This is a genomic window from Candidatus Poriferisodalis sp. (genome assembly GCF_965215815.1).
Classification (GTDB): Bacteria; Actinomycetota; Acidimicrobiia; order Acidimicrobiales; family Poriferisodalaceae; genus Poriferisodalis.
This window is the reverse complement of the sequence record NZ_CBDCEO010000013.1, coordinates 1746957-1772304: the sequence shown is the minus strand read 5'-3', so window position 1 is coordinate 1772304 and position 25348 is coordinate 1746957. Positions and strand designations below refer to the sequence as shown.

Here is a 25348-nt window from a genome sequence, read left to right as displayed (position 1 = left end):
AACGTCGATCAGGCGGTCACGCCCTCATCGGGACGAGGCCAGTCGTCGTCGGCATCGCTACCGGCCGATTTGCCGTGCAAATGTGCCGCCCACGAGCGGAACGATCCTGTCGGCACCTCCGGTGCCTCAAAGACCGACTCTGTGTGCTGGGGCTCAGCGTGTCGTGATGCGGGGAGCGGTTCGGCGACAGGAGGCGGTGAGTACGCCGCCCCACCCGACGGCGGGTACGCGTGCGATGGCGCGCCCTCGGGGTAGCCCGAGCGGCCAAACGCCGGATCGAACTGTTCATGCTGGGGATACGGGGTCTGCCGGTAGGCGTCGTCGCCGTGCTCTGAGGTGGGGTAGGCGGGCGGATACTGGCCCGACTGTTCGTAGCCGCCTGGGGGATACTGGCCCGGCGGATACTGGCCCGGCGGATACTGGCCCGGCGGATACTGGCCCGGCGGATACTGGCCCGGCGGATACTGGCCCGGCGGATACTGACCCGACGGATACTGGTCTTGTTGGTGCTGACCCGACTGTTCGTAGCCGCCTGGGGGATACTGGCCCGGCGGATACTGGCCCGGCGGATACTGGCCCGGCGGATACTGACCCGGCGGATACTGGTCTTGTTGGTGCTGACCCGGCTGTTCGTAGCCGCCTGGGGGATACTGGCCCGGCGGATACTGGCCCGGCGGATACTGACCCGACGGATACTGGTCTTGTTGGTGCTGACCCGGCTGTTCGTAGCCGCCCGGCGGATACTGGCCCGGCGGATACTGGCCCGGCGGATACTGGTCTTGTTGGTGCTGGCCCGGCGGATACTGGCCCGGCGGATACTGGTCTTGTTGGTGCTGACCCGGCTGTTCGTAGCCGCTTGGGGGGTACTGGTCTTGTCGGTGCTGGCCGGGTTGTTCGTAGCCTTGGCCGGCATAGCCGCCGGGTGCCTGTGGCACCTGCTCATACTCGTGTTCTTGCGTGGCTGGGGCCGCATTCTGGTCGGGCGCAGCGACTCCAGGCGGCTCGGCAACTGGCTCGTCTGGCTCGACGGTGAGGGGTGCCTCTTCGGGGGACGCTTCGGACTCGACGACCTCTGGCCGTGCCGCCGGCACTCGCACTCGAGGTGACGACGCTCCACCCGGAAACGCGTACTCAACGAGGGCATCCGCCAGCTTCTCGAGGCTGCCTCGTATCTTGCGCGACTTGCGCTTGCCGCGAGCCACGAAAATGGACAGATCGGTGCCATTCTCGGAGGACAGATCGACGCTGCCAACGAAGATCAAGCCGTGCTGGCTGAGCCACTCGGATTCCTTCAGGGACGAAGGACCAACCGTGGCCACAAAGCCCAGCGGTCCGGGCTGGGCGGGATCTTCGACAAGAACGCCGTTGAGGTGCTCGAGGCTGTTCAGCTGGTTTGCGTCACGGGTGACCACCAGCACCGCGGCAGCACTCGTGGTCAGTTCCGACGTGGAGACCTCGGCGGTGAGGCGTCCGCCGTCGACGATGACCGCCATCTCGCTCTCTGAGACGTCGCGCAGCTCTTCGCCTTGCCGTGCGAACTTCTCAGCCACAGTCCTGGCCCCCGACGGACTCGACGGGGTCGGCATGACGTGGAGGTCGTTAAAGAGGACGTCCTGCGCGTGGTCGATCAGGTTTGCAGACGTGACGGGCTTGTCGGAGGCCACGAATGAGGCGGTTCCTGGCGTGAACTGCACACCCAGCCTTTGGCTCAGCGAGCCAGCGGCCGGGTCGGTCTCGATCAGCAGCGTCTGACGGCCTGTCGAAGCCCATTGTGCCGCAAGATAAATCGCGGTTGCGGACGCTCCCGGCGATCCATGCGTGCTGTAAACGGTCAACATTTCGCATTGGAGCGGTCAACCTGGCTGGCTGCGCCAAGCCTGTCCGCTCGCTCTTCCCTTGCTCCCAGAGTGCTGTCTTCGCTGCGGTACGTCTCGCGCGTGTCGCTCCTCTTCGCTCAATTCGGTTGAACTCTTCTCGACTTCTTGTGTCCCTCTGCGTCGGGTTGGAGTAGTCACGACTACTCACTGCCAATATCAGTGCCAACCGTAGCAGTCTCACCTTGAAGCGCAAGCATGAGTTGCTCGGCTGTGACATCGATGCCGATTCGCCAAATCTTGTTGTCTTGGGCGCGTTCGAAGCGCTCCAGCAGCTCCAGCAGCTCCAGCGCCCCAAGGGGATCGCCGACATAGAAGATCTGGTTGTCCCGCACATCTTCGAGTTGCAAGATTCCGATGAGCGTCAGCGGCGGCTGCTCCGGTGCTGCCGCAACGGAATCGCCCAAGGCATCCGCAAGCGGATCAGCCTCGTCTGGCTCGCGTCCGATGAGCGCTATTCGGTCGCCGGTCGCCAGTGCGCCGAATGCCACCTCCCCGGAGGGCAACGGCAAGGCGGTGACCACCGATTTGGATTCCGATTCGCTGGACATCGGCGGCACCTGGAACATGCCCGGGGTGATCAGCGTGCCGACCGGGATGTTGCCCGTAGACCACTGGCCATAGATCGGGCCCATCTCATTTGGCGTCATAGCGACCGCTTCGCCGACGTTCGCCTCGATGATTGCGAAGTCCGACGAGCCGACACGGTCCCATCGCACGATGTCACGTGAGGCCACGACGTAGCCCTGGCGCTCATCAATGGTTTGCAGCACGTACCAGAATCCGAATGCCGTGCCGACCACGAGCACCAAGCCGACGAGGACCAAGCCCAAGCGACGCTTCTCGTTGCCGCCGGGCATCGCGACCGGCCGCGACGGGCTCGCAGAATCGTCAGCTTGCCTTCGGGATGAACCAGACGGATCAGACACAGTGCAGCAAACTTAGTCACCAATAGTTGCAACTACTCGCTCGTGGGCAAAGATGGCCGTGCGACGACGGACTCGCCGAGCACGGCACGAGGTCGACAATGAAGGAGATCTCCACATTGGCTTACCCCTGCATGCCGGGCCCAGACGAGGTCAGTCGCCGCTGATGCCCCGTCTCCGACTGGGGCCGACGCCGTGAGCTGGCCTGCTGTGTTCGTGCTTGGGGCTGGCGTGGCATGGCTCGCCGCAGCGACGAAATTGGCGATTGTCGACATACGGACTCGGACGCTGCCCACAAAGCTGATCTGGTCCACAGCGGCGGCAGTGTGGGTGCTGTACGCCGTGGCATCACTGCTGCGGGGCGACCCTTCGGGATTGCTGGGCGCGCTCGCCGGAGCAGTCGCCTTCAGCGCACCGGTGTTCTTGATCCACTTCATCCATCCGCCGTCGATGGGCTTCGGCGACGTTCGTCTCTGTGTGCTCAATGGGCTCGTGTGCGGCTGGTGGGGCTGGCGTGTCGCACTGCTCGCTGTGTCCTTGAGCTTTCTCGTGGCGCTGCCCGAGGCGCTGGTGGTCATGGTGCGGCACGGAGCGCGCTCGAGCCGGCCCCTGGGGCCGTACTTGGCGGTCGGCACGGCCGCGGGGGTGGTGTGGGCCATGACGACATGGGGGATCGTGCCTGCGGGCTCATCGTGACTGCGGGCTGGTTGTGACGCGCGTGGCCGAGCCACCGCGCGGAGCCCCGCGACTGCGGTTGGGCGAATAAGGATAGGAACGGCTACTACTATTCCTTCTACTCACGATCCGGCAGGTCCACACGCACCCAAGCGCACGGACCGCAACCGGATGAACTGAGGAGAAGGGAAAATAGATGACCCGCAGCAGATGGATACGAGGCCTCGCGCTCCTCATGGCGTTCGGCTTGGCAGCAACCGCATGCGGCAGCGACGAACGCGGCACGCTCGTCCCGCCGGCCATCGTCGACAACGCCGGTGACAGCGACGATGCCGCGCCGACGCCCGGCGAAGACGAGCCGGACGAGCCGACCGTCGAAACAACGCCCGAGGAGCCCGAACAGGCCGAACAGGCCGAGCTCGGTCAAGTCGTCGTGGCCGAGAGCGCCAGCTGCGCTGCCGACACCCCGCCGCTCGAACCCGGCACGTTCGCCCCGAGCGGCGATTTCTCCTATGCGATCTCGCTCGCGCTCAACTCGTTGAATCCGCATGACGATCAGACGCCTGCGACGTTCGCCTACTACAGCTGGATCTACGAAGGCCTCGTGCGCCAAGAGGCCGACGGCAGCGTCGGGCCATGGCTCGCAAGGTGCTGGGAGACCAGCGACGACGGCAGCGAAGTGACGTTCTACCTTCACGAAGGCGTCACATTCCACGACGGAACTCCGCTCAACGCAGCGGCGGTGGTCGCGAACGTCGAATTCGTCAAGACCGCTGGCCCACCCCAGGTCATTCCGCCCGTTGCCGGCCAGTTGGGCATCGTGGACACCGTGGAAGCAGTCGACGAGCACACAGTGAAGTTCAACCTGGCGGCCGCGGGCGAAATCCTGCTCCTGAGCGGTCTCATCCGCAACTCGGGTCTCATGGTCTCCCCGGCCGCCCTCGGTGACGCTGCAGCCAATCCGATCGGCACCGGGCCGTACATGTGGAGCAGTTCGAACCCTGACTTCACCGAGAACGACCTGGCCGCGTTTGCCGACTACTGGCAGCCGGGTCTCGTGGGGCTCGAGACCGTCCGGCTCGAAGTCGCGATCGACCAAGTAGCGCGTCTCGACGCGTTCAATGCAGGGCAGTACGACGTGGCGGTCGTGCGACTCAATGACCTCGACTTGTTGGTGACCGGAGGCGTCGCAAGCAACTTCACGGTGCGCATCGGCTTCGTCGTCGCCGACTGGACCGGCGAGCAGATCCCCCAGTTGGCCAACCGTGAAGTCCGCTGCGCGATGGCCCAGGCACTGAACCGCCAAGGCATCGCGGCGCAGTTGAACGACCCCGAATCGGTGAACCACCAGTTCGCAACCGGCCCATCGGACTATGCGTACATCGACGACCTCGATGTCCCCGAATTCGACATTGAGGCCGCCAAGGCACGATTCGCCGCCACCGGCGAAGAGGGATTCACCTTCACTAATGGCCACCTGCCCGGCGGCTTTTGGCCGGTGCTTTCTTCGGCTTGGGGCACCGCATTGTCCGAGTTGGGCATCACCATGCAAAACGAGGCGTTGGATCCTCCGACTGGCGGCGAGATGTTCGGTCGCCTCGCTCGAGGCGTCCACCCGGTTCAGATCATCCCCTTCAATGAACCGAACGCACTGATGTCGCTTGTCGCTCGGACGGGCACCGCCGGGTTCAATCCGTCCGGTTCCAGCCCCGACGGGGTGATCGAGCTTGTCAATGCAGCGAGAGGCAAGGACTTCACGGATGGCGAAAACGACGTCGCTGCAGCCTGGAAGATCCTGCTCGAAGAGTGCATCTTCATCGTCAACAACACGCTGACGACGGTGGTGGCCTATCAGGACGGCATCGAGGGAGTGCACCACACCCAAGGACTGCCCATTCACTTCTGGCCACATGGCGTCACCAAGAACTGAGTTCGAGGCTGAACGCGTACTCGACCGCTCGACCGCTCGCCTCTCCGGGAGAGGCGGGGTCCCCGGCAGCACACCGGGGACCCCGCCGTATCGCGGCGCACTAGGCAGCCTCAGAGGGAGAAATGGCTCGATACATTGGCATCCGCCTGTTGGCGATGATTCCGCTGCTGTTCGCGATCGCGGTTGTCGCCTTCGCCATTGCAGTGGCGATGGAGGCCCGCGGGTCCATCGCCGGCTCCATTTGCGGTGAGGGCGCCACGTTCGAGTGCATCGCTCAGGTAGAGAGCCAACTCGGCCTCGACGAGCCGATGCCGATTCGATTCGTCCGCTGGCTGGGAAATGCGGCCACCGGCGACCTCGGCACATCGCTCACGAACGACAGCGTCTCGGTCAGCAGCCTCATCGCCGACCGCCTCGGTCCGACGCTCAGCATTGTGATCTACAGCCTCGTCATCGGGGTCGTAGCCGGCATGGCGATGGGCATCGTGTCGGGCGTGCGACCCGGCGGCAACGCCGACCGAGTTCTCTCGATCGTGTCGGCAGCACTCATTGCGGCCCCCGGATTCCTCCTCGCGATGCTGCTCTCGTGGTGGCTCGCCGTGAAGTGGGGCTGGCTCAGTCCCGCCGGCTACACCCGTCCATCGGAGAGCCTCTGGGGATGGTTCCGCAGCATCACATTGCCGGCGTTCGGGCTTGCGCTGCCGACCGTGGCGCTGGTGCAACGTCAGCTGCGCAGTTCCATGAGCAATGCCCTGCAGTCCCGCTACGTGCTCGCTGCCCGCGCCCGTGGCGTGGGGCGGACCTCGCTCATCGGGCAGCATGCACTGCCCAACGCGATGATCCCGACGGTTACCGCCATCGGCTTTCGTGCTGCCGCCGCGCTCGGTCTGACGTTCACCGTCGAAGTCGTGTTCAACATCAACGGCATGGGAACGCTGCTCACCAACGCCATCCAGACCCGCAACGTCACCGTGCTCCAAGGCTCCATGCTGGTCGTCGGCATCGTTGTGCTCATCGTCAACTTGCTCGTGGACATCAGCTACGGCTACCTGAACCCCAAAGTCAGGCTTGAGTCATGAGCGATGTCTTGGCGGCCGCAACCCCAAAGGTGCCCACTCCGCGCGCGCGCTTTTGGCTGCGCATGTTCCGCAATCCGTTGACGGTGATCTCCATGGTGTGGATCACGATGCTGCTGCTGGCGTGGCTGTGGCCCGGGTTGCTGGCGCCGCACGATCCCTACGCCGGCGACGTGTCACTGACACGGACCTTCGAGGGGCCCAGCTGGGATCACTGGCTCGGAACCGACGGGGTCGGTCGGGACTACTACAGCCGCGTCATCTATGGCGCCCGATTCGCCGTCAAGTCGATTCTGGTCGCGATGATCGTCGCCGTCGGGATCGGTGTGCCGGTCGGTCTGTATTCCGGCTGGCGAGGCGGCCGCGCCGACCGCATCATCATGTGGCTCAACGACGTGCTGTTCTCCTTGCCGATCGTGCTGCTGGCGATGGCGGTCATCATCATCCTCGAGCCGAGCCTCACCTCGGCGATGCTCGGCGTCGGCATCGCCATGGCGACGCGTTTCGCCCGCCTGACGCGCGCAGTCACATTGGCGGAGAAAGAGGAGCTCTACGTCGATGCGGCGCGCATCACCGGTTTGTCGCCCGCGACAATTCTGCGGCGCTACATCACTCCGAATCTGCTGCCGTCGCTCATCGTGCAGATCGCCATCATCTCCGGGGCAGTCATCCTCATCGGCGCCACATTGAGCTTCTTGGGCATCGGGGCAAAGCTCGATGATCCCGACTGGGGCGTCATGCTCGCGCGTGCACGCTTCGACTTTCGCCTCGAAGGAATCTGGCAGATCATCCCGCCCGGCGGAGCTCTCGTGCTCACCGTTCTGGCATTCAATTTGTTCGGCGACGCGATCCGCGATTCGCTCGGCCGCGACGTTGCGAATAACGCATTGACCGCTGTCAAGCACATGGCGCTCCAGCCGGCGGACCAACCGCACGCGGCCGGTGCCGTGCTGTCCATCCGCGACCTCGACGTTGAGTTCCCCGGCCCCGGCGGCACCGCCAGCCAGGTGCTTTCGGGGGTGTCGCTTGAGGTGTACCCCGGCGAGACGCTGGGTGTGGTGGGCGAGTCCGGATCGGGCAAGAGCATGACGATGCTGTCCGCACTCGGGCTCACCCCGGCACCCGGATATCTGACGCGAGGAAGCGTCTCGTTCGACGGCCGCGACGTCACCCACCTGTCGGAGCAGGAGTGGCAACAGATCCGTGGCCGTGACATCGGCGTGATCTTCCAAGAGCCCGTCGCGGCACTCAACCCGGCGCTCAAGGTCGGCCGTCAGTTGATGCAGGCGCTGCTGATCCACACCGACATCTCCAAGCCCGAAGCGCGCATACGAGCCGCCGAGCTGCTCGCCGAGGTGCGAGTGCCGGATCCCGAATGGCGACTTGATCAGTACCCGCACGAATTCTCGGGAGGCATGGCGCAGCGTGTCGGGATCGCCATGGCGCTCGCCTGCGAACCGAGGCTGCTCATCGCCGACGAGCCCACGACAGCGCTCGACGTGACGGTGCAGGGCGAGATCCTGGACCTGCTCGCTGACATTCAGGATCGTCACCACATGGCGGTGATCTTGATCACTCACGATCTCGGGGTGATCGCGGACGCTGCCGATCGCGTGCTGGTGATGTACGCCGGCCAAGTCGTGGAAACCGCGGCCCTGGCGTCGGTGTTCGCGCGACCCAAGCACCCCTACAGCCGAGCTCTGCTCGACACCATGCCTCAGAGCCACGGCGGTCACGGTGACCTGCCGGTGATCCCGGGGACCGTGCCGTCCGCGACGGCATGGCCGGCGGGCTGCCGGTTCGCTCAGCGCTGTGAGTTCGCGACCGAGCAGTGCCGCGAGTCTGTGCCGCCGCTGGAGTCATTCGGCGCCGAGACGGTGCGCTGTATCCGACATTCCGAATTCGCGTTCGGACCCGGCACCAAGTCGCACACATGACGGCGCCATTCTTCGAAGTCGAGAACCTGTACGTGTCCTTCGCGGGCCGTCAGCGGCTCTTTCAGCCGACGATGCCCTCGACCAAGGCCGTCAACGGCATCAGCTTCACGATCGAGCCGCGGCGAACCTTCGGTCTTGTCGGCGAATCCGGCTCGGGCAAGTCCACGGTCGCACGAGCCATCCTGCAACTGACCCCAATCTCAGCCGGCAGAATTCGCCTCGACGGCGTCGACGTCACTCGTGTGCAATCCGATGACGAACTGGCATTCCGCAAACGCGTCCAGGCGGTTCTTCAAGATCCGTTCTCGTCGCTGAACCAGGTGCATCAGGTCCGCACCATCGTCGGCGACGGCATCACCCGGCACTTCGGCATCAAGCCAGGACCAGAACGAGAGCAGCGCATCCTCGGTCTCCTCGACGAAGTCGGACTCACCGGCGAATTCCTAGACCGCTACCCCTACGAGATGTCCGGAGGACAGCGTCAACGCGTTTCGATCGCGCGCTCCCTCGCCGTGGAGCCGGACCTCATCATCGCAGACGAAGCCACCAGCGCCCTCGACGTCTCGATCCAGAGCCAGGTCATCAACGTGCTGCGGCGTGTGCAAGCCGACACCGGCGTGGGAATCTTGTTCATCGGACACGACCTCGAAGTCGTCCGGCACATGAGCGACGACGTGGGCGTCATGTACTTGGGGTTCCTCGTCGAGGCGGGTGCCGCCGAAGGCGTCTATGAGTCGCCATCGCATCCCTACACGGAGATGCTGATCGCGTCGGCCCCGGTTCCGGACCCGGAGGCTCAAGAAGAGCGAAGGCGGCTGCGGCGCACATTCAGGCGAGACACTGAGCCTCCGAGTCCTTCTGATCTGCCCCCGGGCTGCCCGTTCGAGAGCAGGTGCCCTGTCTCGATGGACATTTGCAGCCGGGAAATGCCCACGGCGACCGTTGCTCGCCACGGCGGCTACGTGCGATGCCACCTCCACACGAGCGGCCCAATTCTCGCCGGCGAGTCGGTCGTGGACTTTATTCGGTCAGCTACCACGAGAAAGTGATTTTGGTGCCCTCATGACACATCTTGACGAAGTGCAACCAGCTAGTCCCAATGTGCTGTTCATCATCACCGATCAGCAGCGCGCCGACCATGTGGGTTTCGCGGGCAACGACACGGTCCGAACCCCGCACTTGGACTCGATCGCCGCCCGAGGAACGGTGTTCGACAACGCGTGGGTGGCGAATCCTGTGTGCATGCCGAACCGTTCTTCGATCATGACGGGTCGGATGCCTTCGGTGCACGGCGTCATCTTCAATGATCGCTCGCTCGAGTGGGGCGCCAACACCCACGTACGGCAGTTTCGCCAAGCCGGGTACCGGACAGCGCTCATCGGCAAGTCGCACCTCCAGCATGGCATGAGCCGCACCGCTGCGGTTGAGAGCGACCTGGGCCCGGCCGTGTTCAACCCGCATCCGCGCGGATGGAACACGCTGGAGGATGCCGAGCGCTACCTCGACTACGCGCCGGAGTTTCCCGACAGCTTCTATGGCTTCGAGCACGTCGAGTTGGCGATCGATCACGGCTCGCGCATTTCCGGGCACCACATGCGCTGGGCGCTCGACAAGGGTGCAGATATTGAGGAACTGGTCGTTCCGATGAATGACCAGTGCCCAGGGGACAGGCGTCACCGCGACTGGTGGCAGATCTTCCGGCCGCGATATGACGCAGACCTGCACTCGAGCCGATTCGTCGCTGAGCGCACCGCTGCGTTCATCGAGGACGCCAGCCGCGGTGCGCAGCCTTGGCTGGCGTGGGCATCGTTTCCCGATCCTCACCATCCTCTGTGCCCTCCGGGTGAATGGTTCGACCGCCATCGCCCTGCCGAGGTTGAGCTGCCGCGCACCGTCGATGACCCGCTCGACGGAGCACCCGAACACATCAGGCGCTTCGCGAACATGCATCCGTCGCGCCAGCGCATGTGGGTGGAGCCGTGCGGCGTCGCCGGCGACCACGGCCTCGCCCGTGCCGCGATCGCGGCCACCTACGGGATGGTCGAGCTGATCGACGACTGCGTCGGTCAGATCGTCGACACGGTGGATCGTGCCGGCGTTGCGGACAACACGATCATCGTGTTCACGTCCGATCACGGCGACATGATGGGCGACCACGGGCTGCTCTTGAAGGGCTGCATGCACTATCGCGGGACGCTGCAAGTCCCAATGGTGATCGCCGAACCCGGCCAGATCCCGATACGCACTGCCGCACTCGCAAGTTCCATCGACCTCGGCCCGACCTTGCTGGACATGGCGAACTTGGAACCGTATGAGGGGCTACAAGGCATCAGCCTCATGTCACAGCTCGAAGATCCGACCGCGTCCATCCGTGACTACGTGCTCATCGAGGACGACATTCCCAACGCGGCCCGGTCATGGGGAGACATGCCCAATCGGACACGCACGCTCATTGCGGCCGATCTGAAGTACACGCGCCACTCCACCGGCGAAGAGCAGCTGTACAACCTCGCAAGAGACCCGGACGAACTCGTGCGACTGAGCACAGGCCACTCTGCACAGCGCGCCGAGATGGTCGAGCTCCTCGCTGATGCGCTCATCGCCGCCGACGACAATGCCCGCGGAGCGCCAGTCAGTTCCGAGTAGCTCCTCCAGCTGGCGCCGGTCGGGCCGGCGTTGCCCCGACCGGCATCGAGAGGGATCACGTCGAGGACGGCCTCGACGATGACCCTGGGTCGATCGCTGCCTCTCTGCGCCGCCACATTGAGTCGAAGTTGCGGCATAGTAATGGATACTAGCGATCCAGGATTTTCTTGCTTCGTCGCGGACCCATCGGCAACGACGCTGTCGGTGAACGGTTCGGCGCCAGGAGAGGGCAGTTCTCAATCGCTCGGACAACGTGTTCAAGCGTCGCATGAGCTCGAGAGGACTCTTGAGGCCACCCGAGCGCGACGGTAGTAACGCGAATGGACTCACTTGCCGCAACAAGCCGGAACCCCGTGGGGGCGCGATCCCTCGAGAAGTGACCATTTCGCTCGCTTGAGATTCCTCGCCGCCTTCTTGCTGATCGCAGGAAGCTGTACCCCTGCTGCGACAATTGTCAGGCGAGTGGAGACAGCGTCGATCGCCCCGGCTGCGGTGCCTGCGGTGCCTGTCCCGGCTGGGGAAACGGCGCAGACAGCATCAAGCTCCGCCGGATGCTGGCCGGCGCTGATCGCATGGACTAGGGCGAGCGAGTCTTCCGAAACGGCGCCCGCCGAACTTGATGCGCGATCTGAGATCGTGATCAGCCGGTGCCGTGTCGAGCAACTCGGCCCGCCGCTGTACGCCGACATCGTCGAGAGCCGCCGACATGCTCGCTTGCAGCGGCTCCGTGCCGACGCCACACGGACCCCCTACGAGACTGCCGACGAAACGACCGCCGCCGAGCAGCGGCTGCGTGTTCAAAGCCCAGCGAACTCGGACTCGAACTCGAACTCGAACTCGAACTCGAACTCGAACTCGAACTCGGACTCGGACTCGGACTCGGACTCGGACAGTGCTGCGACAGCACCGCTCAACACACGCACGACACTCCTTTGCACCGCCGAGACCGAATCGCTCGAGTGGACGATCGAGGCCATCTACGGTCGCATCGACGACGTCGCCACCGAATTGCGCCGCGGCAACCTCAGGAGTGCCCAGATTGCCTATGACACCGTCATCTGGGCCTCAGACGACCTCAGCATCAGCCTCGACTACATCATGCAACGCTGCAGAGACGCCACACCGGACCTCGCCGCGAGTGCACAGACCGCAGTGACCTGGGCGCAGCTTGCATCGCGGGCATATCAGCGCAAATGCCATCAGGAGTTCGCACCGCTGGGACTTGACTGCAACTGAAGATGCATCAGCCAGGCGTCGCCACGGGGCGCTTCGATTGCCGAGATGGGCACGTTCTCTGCTTGATTGCGACTCCGTGGGTTCGGCTGTTGCGGCCCGCTTAGGACGCATTTGACGGAAGTCAAGGGCGCTGTTGGAGCGTGTCTTACGTCTTGGGCCGGCACTCGGCGATGCGCTCAAGTTCAGTGCGCCAGCCTTCGAGCACTGAGACCCGTGACTCCAACTCCCTGACTTCGTCGGAGTCGCTGCTCACCGCGGACACGATCTTCACCGCCACGCGTGTGGCAGTGCGCATCGCCACCCACACACCAACGATGCCGCCAAGCAAGCAAGCGGCACCGACAGCCAGCGCCAGCACGGTCACCGCGTCCATACAAATGCATAGTAACTGGTACTACAAATTGAAATTCTCGCGACGGCAACGGCCTGGAGTTCGATGGTCCGCCTTCCACGCGTCTGACCTAGACACGCTGTCGTCAGTGACTCGCGCACAATTGCGGCGGCCGGATCGATCGCGGCGCTAGCAAGGTCGCGCCAGACCGAGGACTATGGGTCACGCCGTTCGGTGCCCGCACATGTCGATCGTGTGCTCCCTTCACGGCCGGTTCGGCGCATGGACGCAAAAGTAGTGCCAGTTACTATCGCAGGCTGTGAGCGACCGCGGAGACCCAGGACAAGCAGCCTCAGTTTGGCGATGCGTCGCAGCCATCCGGCCAAGCAGACCATCGAAGGATCCTGGGATGATATTCGCCGCATCAGCGGCCTTGGTGTGCGTGGCCGGTCTACTTGGCCGGACGCTCCGATGACAGGATCGTCGCCGGCTCAGGCATCGATGTCATCTACGGCGGCTCGGGTTTGGATTACGTCTACAGCCTCGATTTCGCCGACACAGTTCATGACGATCCGGGCGGCTGGGAGCTGAGGGTTTCCCCAAAGGTCGTGGTAATGCAATCTGGCCCCGAACCAGTCGACGACTGGGTGTGGATCGGTGCGACGACCTCATTATCGGCGGCACCGGCGACGACACGCTCTACGGAGGCGATGCATCCCGCATCGACGGATCCGACGGCGAGGACCTGCTGTGGGGCGGAGTCGGAAATGACACGCTCTATGGCGGCACCGGTCAGGACATGCTCTACGGAGGCGCCGGCGACGACATTCTGTTCGGAAGCCTGGGCGATGACAAGCTTCATGGCGGCAGCGGCAAAGACCACCTCGACGCCGGCCCCGACGAGGACAACGATCAACTTGATGGCGGAGTGGACGCGGACACCTGCACCGGAGGCGACATCGTGACTGGATGCGAAGTCGAAACCGGTCGGCGCTGACCCGAGTCGAGGCCAACATCGTTTGCGTTGTTCCCCGACGCTGACATAGCCGTGCAGGGAGCCACATTGCCGACTACGGCCCCATATGCCGTCGGCGTCGGTGCCCTCTCGAGGCGGCACTCCGACCCGGCAGAATTTGTCGAACGAAGCAGGAGACGATCGCTCTGCTGGATCCCAAATTGAACAAATACCTGGTGGCGCGGCGGGTCGTGGTGTGAAGGGGTTTAGGCGCCAGCAACCTCTTGTGGTTGCTGGAGCGATAACGGGGTTGTCGGTTTCAGATCTACGGAGCACGTGTTTGGGCGCCGCATTGCACGCGCCCGTCCAGCGGGCTCTGGTCTACGGAACTTCGCATTGCACCTGAACAGCGTTCGCGGCGCTAGCCGTGGTTGCGGCCTGGAGTAGTTCACCGGTCAGGGTCGCTGTAGTGGTCGGCTCGTTGAAGTCGGACGTCATCTCCGAAATACCGGCATCGCTGTACACGATGGCAATTCGATCGCACTTGGAAGTGAAATAGTTCTCCCATTTGGCCCAATTGTCGTAGAGATCGTCGGTGATGTCAGCATTCTTGGCTTCCTGTTCGACCTGAGCCGCGGCCACCTCCGCTGCCGTCCTTCGGGCGCTGGAGCCGGCGATCTGCTCGGAGGTGTCGCTGACGACCGTCTGGACGAGCACTACAGCCAGGGCGGCGAGGCCGGCGACGGCGGCGACGATGAGCAGCCATTCCAGGGTGGTGAGGCCTCGCTCGTCGGCGCGGGCCTTGGGGAGCCGGCGCTTGATGGCGTGCAGCTTGGAGGTGGCAGCTGGCTGAGTTGTCTTGGTCATGTGCTGAGCCTTCTGGGACCGATTTCTTGTGCCGCCGATTACGGCACGTACAACGACGGACCCAACGTCGGGTCCGTCGAATTGGTCGGCGGCTAACGATAGTCGTCGCTATTGCTAATTCAACACCGCTATTGTGCCGCCGGTCCCGGTGGCATCGAATGCCACTCGGCTCCAAGGAGCATGCGCGTGGCCGAGCACTTCGAGACGGTGCCGGCCTCGTGGGGGCAGCCCGCTGAACCACCGGCGGCCGACCGCGACCAATCGGGTCTGACCACCCTCGGATGGCTGCTCATCACCGCCGCTGTCGCGGGGCTTGCCGCGCTGGCGGTGGTGCTGGTGAGCGGCGCCGTGAGCGAGACGGGTGAACAGCTCGCCAATCACGATCCGCGCATCACCGCCGCACAGCACCTCGCGTTTGAGATCAACCTCGACGCCGGTTCGGCGGGCGCTGACGACTTCGACACTTGGGGCGACTGGGAACGGAACTTCAGCCGGCGCTGCTCGCAGATCGAGATCCTCTACGGAGACGCTGACGCCACCGTCACTGCCAACCTCTTTGTGCGGGCGACAGGCGGCACCGACTTCGACGCAGCGGCCGCCGGCTACGCAGCAGCTGCCGACGAGCTGACCCCAACACAGATCAAGGCTCAAGCCCACTGCTCCGTCCGCTGAACACGGCACCGACGCTTTCGGGCAGACGAATCCTGCGTGGACCCGGTGGCTCGCTCGTCGTACACAGTCCTGAAGGCTCAGGCATTGTGCTCAGTCGCTTAGTTGTCGTCGTCGATGATGGTGCCGACGCCGACGAGCTTGCGGCCTTCTCTTGCGAGCAGCTCGACGAGGAACGACTCGCGCCCCTCGCCTACCGCGTCGTCGCAGAGGGCCAACGAGATCGTGACCTGCGTCTGGGCGGGCTGCACCAGTACCGAGCCTGACGGTGTGACGTAGTCGACCCCCGCCGTGCATGCGGTTCCGCCCACCGCAGAAGCGCCTGTCACTGAGTACGACAGCGTCACCGCGGCGGCGCTCGTGTGGTCGCGGTTCACCGTGAACTGCATGGTCCCGGCGTGTTCCCAGACGCTGCGGTCGTCGATCCACCAGCCCGGGTCGTCGTCGGTGATGGTGCCAACGGCCACGCTGTCGCGCAGCGACAGCAGGTGAGGTGCGCTCAACACGAACAAGAACGCCTCGTCGGGTTCGTCGCGGCTGTCGTTGGTGATCGGCACCGTCACCGTCACCGAGGTGACGCCGACCCCGAAGGTGGCCTCCCCGGCAGTGTGGACGTAGTCCTGGTCCGGTGTTGCGGACTCGTCGGTCGACTGGCTGTGCACCACTGTCGAGTAGCTCACCGTGGCAGGCTCGATGGGCGGCGCATGCAGCTGCAGCGTGAACGTCATGACCCCCGCGCTCTCTGCGACGGAGACGTCGTCGACGGAGACGACGGGATGGTCGTTGTCCTGGATGGTTGCCAACGCGCTGGAGTTCTCGAACGCAACCCCCATCGGGTTGCTGAGCACGACCAGGAACTGCTCGTCGTTCTCGGGGATGTCGTCTTGGGTGATGAGGACGCAGATCTTGCCGTTGGTGCCCGACGTGGCGTCGATTTCGACGAGCCCCGGGGAGTCGAGGATCTGGAAGTCGTCGTCGGGTGTGGCTGCAGCGTCGCCGAGCCAAGGTGCCGCCAAGAAGTCGTACTGGAAACTGACGATGCCGGTGCCGTCTCCGTCGGACGCGGTGATCGGCCGGTTGAGTCTCCACACGGCGTCGAGACAGACGTCGCCGGTGTGGCCGTCCTCGACCTGGCGGTTGGCGGTGATGCTGAGCACAGGTGGATCGCCCGTGTCGTCGTCGAGAATCGTCGCTGTGGCTGTGCCTTTGCCTTGGGCAACGTTGGCGCCGACAACGGCACTCAATGTCAAGCTGAATGTCTCGTCGGTTTCGGCGTCGGCGTCGTCGACCAGCGGAACGTCGACAAAGGCGACAGTGCTGCCCGCAACAATGCGCAGTGAGCCCGACATCGCGGTGTAATCGGCAGGCGCAACAGCAGGCGCGACGCCACTTCCGTCAGCGGTCGCATACGCCAGCGTGACGTCCTGCGTGCTCGCATGGTCCAGACGCACCTGGAATTGTGCGAACTCAGCAGACTCGATGACCTCGAAATCATCCACCGAAACCTGAACAGCATCGTTGTCGATGATCACGCCCCGAGTTCTGTCCTTATCGGTCGAGTAGCCGATCTTGTCAGCAGACTCAAGATGAACCACAAACGACTCCGTCGGTTCTTGGAGATTGTCGTCGACGATCGGAACCGAGAAAGAAGCAAACCGGCTGCCTGCCGGAATGGTGACACTGCCCGAGGCAACCTCGGTGAAGTCATCTCCTGCCGTTGCCAAGGCAAAACTGCGGTAGTTGTCGATGATGACCTGGGTGAACGTATCCGTCGCAACGAAACCATCGAGGTCGTCGACACGGTATGGCACCGTGACGTCGAGGTCATTGTGAATGTCCATCACGAGCGTGACGACAACTTCGCCCTCGTGTTCAGCAGCCCACTGCGACGTAAAAGCGTTCAGAATCTCGACGTTCGGATAAGCCTCGTTGTCGTAGATGTACCCATCTGCGAAGCGGTTGACCACTCGGGCATTCGGAGAGGGGTCAAAGAGTCGAATCTTGACTCGCCATGTGCTGATGAAATGATCACTGTCCACACAATGGGTGTCGTTGTCTCTCAATGGGAGGCTGACCGTCATTCGTGTTGAGCCGGGAGGGAAGACGAGCCTGCCGCTCACGTGCGGGCCGTGCGGAGCTGCATCGTCACAGCTCTCGAAGCGAAGGCTCGTCTGATAGTCGACGCTCACTTCCTCATTGCTCACATGGTCGAGAATCACCGTCCATGTGATGAAGTCCTCGTCTTCGCGTGCCCTCGTATCCACAACCTGAAAACCCGGCTTGCCGTCATCGTTCACAATGACGCCCAGAGCCTCGTCGACATCAGTCTCTGCGCCGGTGGGATTGCTCAGCCGCACAAGGAACGACTCGGTGGACTCCACGAAATCGTCGTCGGTGAGAGGCACCGCAATGGTGCCGCTGCGATCCCCGGCGGTGATCGTCAGCGTGCCTGCGGTGGCGACGTAGTCGTCGGGCTGAGTGGCTGTCCCGTCAAAGGTTGCGTAGCGCACCGTGACGTCGTTCGTGCTGGCGTGGTTGAGCGTGACGGCGAACTCGATGGTGCCGTCGGACTCCTGCGCCTCCGCGTCGCCGATGCTGACACGCAATTGCTCGTTGTCGTAGATATAGCCCGTGGCCCTCCCCTGCCCTGCGGCGATGACAGCCCCCACAGGGTTGCTGAGGCTGACATGGAAGGTCTCGACCTCCTCGTCGACATCGTCGTCGACGACGTAGATCGAGATCTCTCCCTCGGTGAACCCCGCAGGGATGGTGAGCGTGCGGGCGTCATGCTCATAGTCGCCGGGCTCTTCGGCCGCCTCGCCGATGGTGCCGTCAGCGGTCTCATAGTCGACCGTCACCGCTTGGCTGCTGGGACGGCTGAGGGTCACCGTGAATGTGGCCGGGCTCTCCGATTCGAGCAATTCGGTATCAGCGATCGAGATTCTCGGCAAGCTGTCATTGTCGAAGATGGTGCCAACAGCTTCGTTGTCGTCCAGCGCAGCGTTGGCGGGCTCGCCGAGCAGCACATTGAACGTCTCGTCGGTCTCGTGGATGTCGTCGTCGACGGTGGTGACCTCCACTTCGAGGGAGTCGGTGCCCGAGGCGAACGTCAGCGTGCCCGACGCCTCGACGTAGTCGTCGCCGGGAGCGGCGGGGTCGGTGTCGGCGCGGCCCAAGGTCGACCACGGCACGGTGACGGTGCGGCCGCTGGCCGTGTCGAGGCGCACCGTGAAGGCCAGCTCTTCCCCTTCTGTGTCGGCGGTGTCGTCGATGCTCACCTGCGGCAGCGGGTCGTCGTCGGTAATGGTGCCGACCGCGGTGGCGTCAAGCAGCGTTGCGCCGTCGGGGTCGGCGAGCTGCAGCCAGAACGTCTCGGTGTGCTCGTCGAGTTGGTCATCGGCCAGCGGGACGGTGACCGTCGCAGTCTCGGCGCGAGCAGGCACGGTGAGCGTGCCCGAGACGATGTCGAAGTCGAGTCCTGGCACCGCAGCGGTGCCTCCGGCGCTGGCGTCGGCTACAGCGGCGTAGTCGACAGTCACCGCCTGAGCCGACGACTGGCTGAGGCTGATCCGGAAAGTCGCGACGCCGCCTTCGACGCCCGAAGCAGCGTCGACGGACATCTTCGGCAGGTCGTCGTCGTCGAGCACGGTCGCGGTCGCCGTGTCATCCTCGAGCGTGGCAGTCGACGTGCTGACGTTGCTGAGCCTGAGGTGGAACGTCTCGGTGTCCTCGGGAGCATCGTCGTTCACCAGCGGCACCGTCACGACCTTCTGGATCTGGCCCAACGAGAACGTGAGCGTGCCCGATTGGGTCACGAAGTCGTCGGCCGCGACGGCCGAGGCGCTCTCGCTGGCGTAGGCGACGGTGACCACGCCAGCGGCGTCGGCACCACCGAGACGCACAACGAAGCTCACCACTGCTCCGGGCTCCTCGCGCACCGGAGCCGGATCGTCAACGACGACCTGCGGCAAGCCGTCATCGTCGAACACCGTGGCGCTGCCTTGTGGGTCGCCAAGCTGGGCATTCTGCCCGCCACTCAGAACCAGGAAGAACCGCTCGATGTCCTCATCGGCGTCGTCGTCGGTCAACGTCACATCGACCGTGGCGCTCGTGTCGCCTGCATCGAGGGTCAGCGTTCCCGAGGCGGCCGTGTAGTCGCCGGGCGCGGCGGCAGTGCCGGCCAGGGTGCTGTAGTCGACCGTCACGGTACGCCCGCTCGCCTCGCTGAGCTGCACGGTGAACGTCGCCGGCGTGCCGTCGTCGTTCTCGGTGGCTTCCACATCGTCCACCGAAAGCGACGGCTCGGGATCGTCGTCGAGGATCACGCCCATGGCGTCAGGATCGATCAGCGTCGCGCCGACGGGATTCGAGAGCACCAGCCGGAGCCGTTCGATGTCCTCGTCGAGAGGATCCTGCAGCGTCGGGATCCCCACGATGGCCGAGGCCTGGCCCGCAAGGATCCGCAGCGTGCCGGACTGGGTCTCGAAGGTGCTGTCGTAGTCGTCGCCCGCGACCGCCGAGCCGGCCTCGGTGCGGTAGTCGATGGTGATGTCCCTGCCGCGGAGCGGGCCGTCGAAGCTGACCTCGAAGCTCAGCACGTCGCCCTCGGCGGCGAACGCATCAGCCACGCTCACCTGCCGATCGCTGACGTCCCGAATGGTTCCGGCACCGGTCGCCTTGTCGATGATCAAGCCGCCGTCAGATCTGACCGTCAGATCCACGAAGAACAGCTCGTCGGATTCGGGCTCGTCGTCGGCGAGTGCCGCCACGTCCACAGTCGCTCGGGTCTGACCCGTCGCAAACGAGACCATTCCGGAGCGTGGCCCATAGTCGTCGTTCGCGACAGCGCTGTCGTCACGAGTCCCAAAATCGATCGAGGCCGGGCGTCCGCTGGGGCTGTCGAGCTCAATCACGAACGTCAGCGTCCCTCCCTCGTCGGCGTCGGCGTTCGCGATCCGCACCCCAGGCGGTTCGTCGTCGTCCACGATCAGCCCGACAGCGGAGTTGCCTCGCACCGTGTCCAGCTCGGCGCTGACATCGCTGACAATGTTGCTGATCGTGAGCAGCACCTCTTCGTCGAACTCGTCGAGCGAGTCGTGCAGCGTCCTCACCGTCACCGTGACCGACAGCTCCCCCGCCGCGATCGTCTCGGTGCCGCTGTGCGCGATGTAATCGACTCCCGCCGTGGCTGACGGGTCCCCGAGCCCGTCGGCGATGACGTAATCGAACGAGATCGGCTCGGAAGCGGGTCGATCCAGCCGGACCACGAAGCTCAGGAAACCCCCCTCGTCGGTCTGGACATCGCCCGCAGCCGGCAACTGCACCTTCGCCACGTCGTTGTCGATGATCTGCGGGTATTCCGAACGAAACGCAAGGTGGCGCATGCCGGTGACGGGCGGAGTCCCAGACCAGACCCTCAACCTGAACTGCTCGGTCTGTTCGGCGATTTCGTCGTCGATCAGCTCGACGTCAACACTCGCCTGGGTGTCGAGAGCGGCGAGCGTCACCGACGTCGGCTGCAAGAAATCGGCATTGAATGTCGCCGTGCTGTCGCGGTGCCAGACCGGGTTGTCTGACGATACTTGGAACAAGAACTCGTAGTTCTGGCACAGCGGCTCATCGAGCGTGATGGTCAGTTCCATCGGGCCGGCGTTCTCAGGAGTTCCCTCGGCTCCGCTGAGACTCCAGTGCGGCATCGGCTCAGTGCCGCTCCGGTCGATGCACGGCACGTCGCTGGCGATGGTGCCCACAGCGCTCGGATCCGCCAGCGACACACCGGCCGTCTGGTTGGAGAGCTCGACAAGAAACGTCTCGGGCACCTCGGTGATCCCGTCGTCGATCGTCGCGACGTCGATGATCTTTGCGTCTTCGTTGATGTCGAATGTCAGCGTGCCGTCCCTGGGGGTGTAGTCATCGACCTCGGTGGCGACACCGTCGCCGACGGGCTGCGCGACAGTCGCGAACTGCACGGTGATTGGCTGCGTTGCCGGTTCGCTCAGTTCCACCCGAAACTCCATGAGGTCGCCCTCGTCGGCTGTTGCATCGTGGATGCTCAGCAGCGGCCCCGCCCCGGCGAGGATGGTGCCGACGCCGATGCCGTCGTCGATCCGGGCGTTGACCGCGCTATTGGCCGCGTTGCGAAACTCGATCAGAAAGGTCTCGTCAGTCTCATCGGGGGCATTCGCAGCGGTCTGCACCTCCACAAATGCACTCGTGACAAGGGGATCAAAGGTGAGCGAGGTCCAGTTCTGCTCGCCGGTGTAGTCCGGGTTCGCTCCCACGCTGAGGGCAGTGATGTCCACGGTGCGGTACTCGACCTCGATCGGCAGTTCGCTCTCGCTGGCGAGCGTCACCTCGAACCTGATCGGGTCACCCGCCTGCGCGGCAGCGTCGGTCACACGCAGGCTCGGCGGTTCGTCGTCGTCGATGATTGTGTACTTGGCGCTCACCCAATCGACCAACCTGTAGCGCCTCCGCATACTTGGGTCCCACTTGACCTCGACGTAGAAGTACTCGTCGTTCTCGTATCGGTCGTCGTCGTCGAGCCCTCCGACACTTCCCCAAGGATCATTGAATTCGAACACCGGTTTCTCGGAGACAGCAGCAGCATGCTCGACACTCACAGTTGGGTCCACGAAGTACTTCTCCGAGACGGTGTCGAAGTCATCATCGGGGTCTGCGGGCGTTCCGGTATTGCCGTCGGCATCAGTCCCGGCTACGAGCCGCAGCTCCAGCCGGAAGGAGCCGCACAGCGGCCTGCTGAGGGACACACGGCCGAGTATCTGGAGCGTCGATTCGGGTCCTGACTCGGGATACACGGTGATGACGGGCGGATCCTGGGGGCCGCTGTCGGCGTCAATGCAGTCAGCTCGGATGGTGCCGATGGCTGTGGGATGGTACGTGACGGCGTTCACGGGATTGCTGAGGTCGACTCTGAAGCGCTCCGGCAGTTCCCAGATGTCGTCCATGAGCGTCGTCACTCTCAGCGTGGTGCGGTCGTCGCCTGCCAGAAAGGTCACGTCACCTGATTGAGACACGTAGTCCTGCGAGGCTTGCGCGTCGATGTCGCCGGTGGTGTAGCTGAAGGTGATATTTTCGGTGCTGGTGGCCGAAACGCCGCTGCAGCCGTCTCTCTCGAGCGTCACGGTGAACACGGCGTCCCGGCCCTCACGTACGGGCCGTGCGTCCGAGATGCAGATGGTCGGCGGAGGCGCGTCGATGATGGTGCCGATTCCCAGCGTGTCGTTGGAGGTTGCGTAATCGGTATCAGTGCGGATCACAAGCGCGAGGGTCTCGTCGCCCTCTGCCGACCCGTCGGTCGTGGTGTCCACCCTGACCGTGTACTTGTCGGTTCCGTTCGGTTGGAACGTGAAGATGCCCGGTGACGGCGGGACTGTCGTGGGGTCGTAGTCGTCGTTCGGCGTTGCGGCGTCATCGGTGCTTCGTTCCTGCACCTCGTAATCGACGACGACGTTTCCTTGAAGCTTGCTCATGTCGAATTCGGAGCCGTCGTCGTTCTGCAAAGCAATCGTGAACACCAGCGGGTCGCCCTCGACGGCGGTCGGGTCGTTGACGCGCAGCGTGGGCACGTTCACGTTGGTGATGCTGCCGGTTCCGGACGTGTCGTCGAGTGCAGAAATGCCTACCGAATTGGCCGTGTCCAGAGTCAAGTTGACCGCGAATGTCTCGGCGACCTGCTCGCTGATCTCGTCGAACAGGGTCTGCACAGAAACTGTTATGACCGGATCCGATTCGGTGAGCGTGAAACGACCAGAGGCGGGCTCGTAGTCGAAATTGCAGTTCTCCGTCAGCGGGTCGCACGGTGACCTCGCCTGTCTCGCTGTGCGGGGCGACGTCTCCCACGCGAGCACTGCGACGGTGTCGCTGCGAGCATTCACGAGAGTGATGGTGAACTCCAATTGCGACCCTTCGGGACCGATTGGGTCGTCGATCGTGATGTCGAGCGGACTGATGTCGTCGATGGTGCCGGTGGCTGGAAGGTTCGGGTTGCCGTCCAACAAATCGGGCAGGCTGGGATTGCTCAGTACGAGCAGGAACGTCTCAGAGCCCTGTTCCAAGACGCCGTCGTCACACACCGTGACCTCCACGTCGTGGCCCGTCGCGGGGGCGGATTCGTCGATGTCAGGCGTGGTGGGATCGTCAGCTCTGATCCCGGAGAACGTCAGCGTCGTTGCCGCCACCGACAGGTAGTCGGTCCCCGCGACGCTGCACGCGGGTCCGTCGACCGCCTGAGTGTCGGGTTGCGCGCCCTCATCGGTTTGGGTCTCGTAGTCGACGGTGACGTCCTCGGCGAGCTGCGCCGGCTGACCGTCAACCTTCAAGCTGATATTGAAGGTCAAGGCGCCCTCGGTCTCTTCGGCTGTCGGGTTGGTGACCTCCACGACGGGGATGTCGTCGTTGACGATGGTGCCGAATGCGCCGTATGGATCCGGCACGACCGCCTCGCCGCTGACGACTGAAACGTTGAGCCAGAAGCTCTCGTCGAGTTCGACGAGCGAGTCCTCGCAGGTCGCCACCGTGATCGTCTTGGAGGTCTCGCCGCTGGCGAAGGTCACTGTGCCAGCGTCGGTGAACTCACCTGGAGTGGACGCCGGCCATCGGGGATAATCGGGTCCGACGGCGTCGCATGCGTCCCCGCGGGTTGCCGTCGGGTTCCGCGAACCCGGATCGATGTCGGTCAGCTCGTAGGACACGACGACATCTGCGGCCGGTGCCGGCGAGAGCGTGATGGTGAAATCGATGTCGTCGCCCTCAAATGCCGACGCGTCGGTGACCGACAGAAGCGCCTCGTCATCGAGGATCTTGCCGGTGGCGGCGCCTCGGCTGACGTGGATCGGCGCGCCCGCCGGGGCGCTCAATTCGACGAGCACGTACTCATCGGTCTCGCCTTCAGGCGAAGTGTCGTCGTCGAGCGTCTGCACCGTGAATGTCTGGGTGAGCGGGTTGGCGGCGCTGTCTCGTTCGAATGTCAACACAACTGATTGCGCCTCGTAGTCGCTGGGCGCGCTCGCCCAGCAATCCGTCGCCGTCAGCGCGCCATCAGGGCATACCGCGGATCTGCCCGCCGGGTCGTCGACGGTGGACACCGTCACCATCACTGTCTCGGCGCTCGCCGCTTCCATTCCGTCGGCGGCGCCGAGGCGCACCTCGAACGCCAGAGGTCCGCCTTCAACGGTTTCGCCTGAAGAGACTGGACGGATCTGCAGGAACGGTTCGCGGTCGTTCTCGACGATCGTGCCGGTCGCTACCAGGTTCGCGTCGTCGAGACTGAACTCGAGCGGCACTGCGCCGGTGATCTGCAAAGTCAGGCCTTCGTCACCCTCGAAGAAGTCGTCGTCGACCACTGGCACGCTGATCTGCGTCGAGGTCGCACCTGCAGCGATCACCACGCGCCCAGTCAGGTAACCGTCAATATTCATCGTCAAATCGTCGAAGCTGGTGACATGCTCGAAATCGGCCAACTCGACCGTCGACACCAACGAAATGCCGTTCACCTCAACCGGGCGGTCAACGGTCGCGACCCGATAGGACAGGGTCACTTCCTCTTCGGGCGCCGGGTGGGCGACCACTTCGAACACCAGCGGCTGGCCGGCGTCCTCCTCCACTGAGAAGGCGGTCAGGCTGAAGCCGACGGTGTTGCGGGGCTCACGGGGAACCACCTCGGTGGCCTGACCCCAGACGGTCACCGTCGGGAACAGCCCTCGCAGCGGCGCGACCGCACCGTCGGTCTCGCAGGCGAAGCCGATATCGAGAACGCCGACACCGCCAGTCTCATGACCAGGTTCGAACGCGAGCCATTGCTCGCGCACCAGCTCCGGGTCGGTGCTGCCGTCCCGTTTGAGCGCCCTTGCGCCGCCGATGCACAGAAAGCCAAGATTCGGTCGGGCGTCGAGCAGTTCGCCGACGACCTGCTCTCGTTCGCTTGCGCCGGCTTCATCCTCCGCACAGCACAGCGCAGCGACGGTCGCAGCCTCCTCAGCGGCGAGGTCCGCGATCAGCGCGACTTGACCGCCGCGGCCCGCCCACAGCACGAACAGCGTGAGCAGCACCAGCACCGGAACGAGCAGCACGATCTCCAGCGACACCGATCCCGACTCGTTGCGCATGCGGGAGCCCGACAGACACCGACACATCACGCCCTGCGGCACGTCGACACCGCTGTCGGAACGCAAGACGTCACGGCCACCGAACGCACGTCGACGAAC

At 64.2% G+C, this 25348-nt stretch carries 14 protein-coding genes and 1 pseudogene; 10 read left to right on the top strand and 5 right to left on the bottom strand.

Features of this window, described 5'->3' with window-relative positions; all coding sequences use genetic code 11:
• Nucleotides 1-8: 8 nt before the first annotated feature.
• Nucleotides 9-1838 carry a hypothetical protein gene (locus ACOOHB_RS17935; protein ID WP_420446160.1) on the bottom strand — a complete coding sequence of 610 codons (1830 nt, stop codon included), beginning with the start codon at nucleotides 1836-1838 and terminating at the stop codon, nucleotides 9-11.
• A gap of 179 nt (nucleotides 1839-2017) precedes the next feature.
• Nucleotides 2018-2734, bottom strand: a complete 717-nt coding sequence (locus ACOOHB_RS17930; RefSeq protein WP_420446159.1) for a hypothetical protein — start codon at nucleotides 2732-2734, stop codon at nucleotides 2018-2020.
• A gap of 261 nt (nucleotides 2735-2995) precedes the next feature.
• Between ACOOHB_RS17930 and ACOOHB_RS17925 the strand changes: the two genes are divergently transcribed.
• The 7 genes from ACOOHB_RS17925 to ACOOHB_RS17895 all read left to right on the top strand — a co-directional run bounded on the left by ACOOHB_RS17925 (nucleotide 2996) and on the right by ACOOHB_RS17895 (nucleotide 12300).
• A complete protein-coding gene (locus tag ACOOHB_RS17925; RefSeq protein ID WP_420446158.1) occupies nucleotides 2996-3496 on the top strand; it encodes a prepilin peptidase in 501 nt (166 codons plus the stop codon).
• A gap of 175 nt (nucleotides 3497-3671) precedes the next feature.
• Nucleotides 3672-5405, top strand: coding sequence for an ABC transporter substrate-binding protein (locus ACOOHB_RS17920; RefSeq protein ID WP_420446157.1), 1734 nt, complete (start codon nucleotides 3672-3674; stop codon nucleotides 5403-5405).
• Nucleotides 5406-5527: 122 nt separating this feature from the next.
• Nucleotides 5528-6484 (top strand): ABC transporter permease, encoded by a 957-nt coding sequence (locus tag ACOOHB_RS17915; RefSeq protein ID WP_420446156.1) that lies wholly within the window; start codon nucleotides 5528-5530, stop codon nucleotides 6482-6484.
• Complete coding sequence (locus ACOOHB_RS17910) at nucleotides 6481-8418, top strand: dipeptide/oligopeptide/nickel ABC transporter permease/ATP-binding protein (RefSeq protein WP_420446155.1); 1938 nt, start codon at nucleotides 6481-6483, stop codon at nucleotides 8416-8418. The genes ACOOHB_RS17915 and ACOOHB_RS17910 overlap by 4 nt, the downstream gene beginning before the upstream one ends.
• A complete protein-coding gene (locus tag ACOOHB_RS17905; RefSeq protein ID WP_420446154.1) occupies nucleotides 8415-9467 on the top strand; it encodes an oligopeptide/dipeptide ABC transporter ATP-binding protein in 1053 nt (350 codons plus the stop codon). The genes ACOOHB_RS17910 and ACOOHB_RS17905 overlap by 4 nt, the downstream gene beginning before the upstream one ends.
• 13 nt (nucleotides 9468-9480) lie before the next feature.
• Entirely contained in the window at nucleotides 9481-11064 is a 1584-nt protein-coding gene (locus tag ACOOHB_RS17900; protein WP_420446153.1) for a sulfatase, read from the top strand.
• 462 nt (nucleotides 11065-11526) lie between these two features.
• Nucleotides 11527-12300 (top strand): hypothetical protein, encoded by a 774-nt coding sequence (locus ACOOHB_RS17895; protein ID WP_420446152.1) that lies wholly within the window; start codon nucleotides 11527-11529, stop codon nucleotides 12298-12300.
• 145 nt (nucleotides 12301-12445) lie between these two features.
• On the opposite strand, the gene ACOOHB_RS17890 is transcribed toward ACOOHB_RS17895, so the two are convergent.
• Nucleotides 12446-12673 carry a hypothetical protein gene (locus tag ACOOHB_RS17890; RefSeq protein ID WP_420446151.1) on the bottom strand — a complete coding sequence of 76 codons (228 nt, stop codon included), beginning with the start codon at nucleotides 12671-12673 and terminating at the stop codon, nucleotides 12446-12448.
• 413 nt (nucleotides 12674-13086) lie between these two features.
• On the opposite strand from ACOOHB_RS17890, the pseudogene ACOOHB_RS17885 reads away from it, so the two are divergent.
• Nucleotides 13087-13182 (top strand): annotated as a pseudogene (locus ACOOHB_RS17885) (hypothetical protein); the annotation flags it as partial.
• Between the two features lie 98 nt (nucleotides 13183-13280).
• Nucleotides 13281-13628: a calcium-binding protein gene (locus tag ACOOHB_RS17880; RefSeq protein ID WP_420446150.1), complete on the top strand. Its 348-nt coding sequence runs from the start codon at nucleotides 13281-13283 to the stop codon at nucleotides 13626-13628.
• A 339-nt stretch (nucleotides 13629-13967) separates the two neighbouring features.
• Here the strand turns inward: ACOOHB_RS17880 and ACOOHB_RS17875 are convergent, their stop codons facing one another.
• The gene (locus ACOOHB_RS17875) at nucleotides 13968-14453 is read right to left on the bottom strand and encodes a hypothetical protein (RefSeq protein ID WP_420446149.1); all 486 of its coding nucleotides are present in this window, start codon (nucleotides 14451-14453) and stop codon (nucleotides 13968-13970) included.
• 186 nt (nucleotides 14454-14639) lie between these two features.
• Here ACOOHB_RS17875 and ACOOHB_RS17870 point away from each other — a divergent pair, with 186 nt between their 5' ends.
• On the top strand, nucleotides 14640-15125 hold the full coding sequence (locus ACOOHB_RS17870) for a hypothetical protein (protein WP_420446148.1): 486 nt from the start codon (nucleotides 14640-14642) through the stop codon (nucleotides 15123-15125).
• Between the two features lie 98 nt (nucleotides 15126-15223).
• Here ACOOHB_RS17870 and ACOOHB_RS17865 read toward each other — a convergent pair whose 3' ends face one another.
• Entirely contained in the window at nucleotides 15224-25291 is a 10068-nt protein-coding gene (locus ACOOHB_RS17865; protein ID WP_420446147.1) for a Calx-beta domain-containing protein, read from the bottom strand.
• Nucleotides 25292-25348 lie beyond the last annotated feature (57 nt).

What these genes read in the sequence shown, in the direction of transcription:
- ACOOHB_RS17900 (WP_420446153.1), top strand. Translation starts at nt 9,481, where the DNA reads ATGACACATCTTGACGAAGTGCAACCAGCTAGTCCCAATGTGCTGTTC.
- ACOOHB_RS17935 (WP_420446160.1), bottom strand. Translation starts at nt 1,838, where the DNA reads ATGTTGACCGTTTACAGCACGCATGGATCGCCGGGAGCGTCCGCAACC.
- ACOOHB_RS17905 (WP_420446154.1), top strand. Translation starts at nt 8,415, where the DNA reads ATGACGGCGCCATTCTTCGAAGTCGAGAACCTGTACGTGTCCTTCGCG.
- ACOOHB_RS17875 (WP_420446149.1), bottom strand. Translation starts at nt 14,453, where the DNA reads ATGACCAAGACAACTCAGCCAGCTGCCACCTCCAAGCTGCACGCCATC.
- ACOOHB_RS17910 (WP_420446155.1), top strand. Translation starts at nt 6,481, where the DNA reads ATGAGCGATGTCTTGGCGGCCGCAACCCCAAAGGTGCCCACTCCGCGC.
- ACOOHB_RS17930 (WP_420446159.1), bottom strand. Translation starts at nt 2,734, where the DNA reads ATGCCCGGCGGCAACGAGAAGCGTCGCTTGGGCTTGGTCCTCGTCGGC.
- ACOOHB_RS17915 (WP_420446156.1), top strand. Translation starts at nt 5,528, where the DNA reads ATGGCTCGATACATTGGCATCCGCCTGTTGGCGATGATTCCGCTGCTG.
- ACOOHB_RS17890 (WP_420446151.1), bottom strand. Translation starts at nt 12,673, where the DNA reads ATGGACGCGGTGACCGTGCTGGCGCTGGCTGTCGGTGCCGCTTGCTTG.
- ACOOHB_RS17920 (WP_420446157.1), top strand. Translation starts at nt 3,672, where the DNA reads ATGACCCGCAGCAGATGGATACGAGGCCTCGCGCTCCTCATGGCGTTC.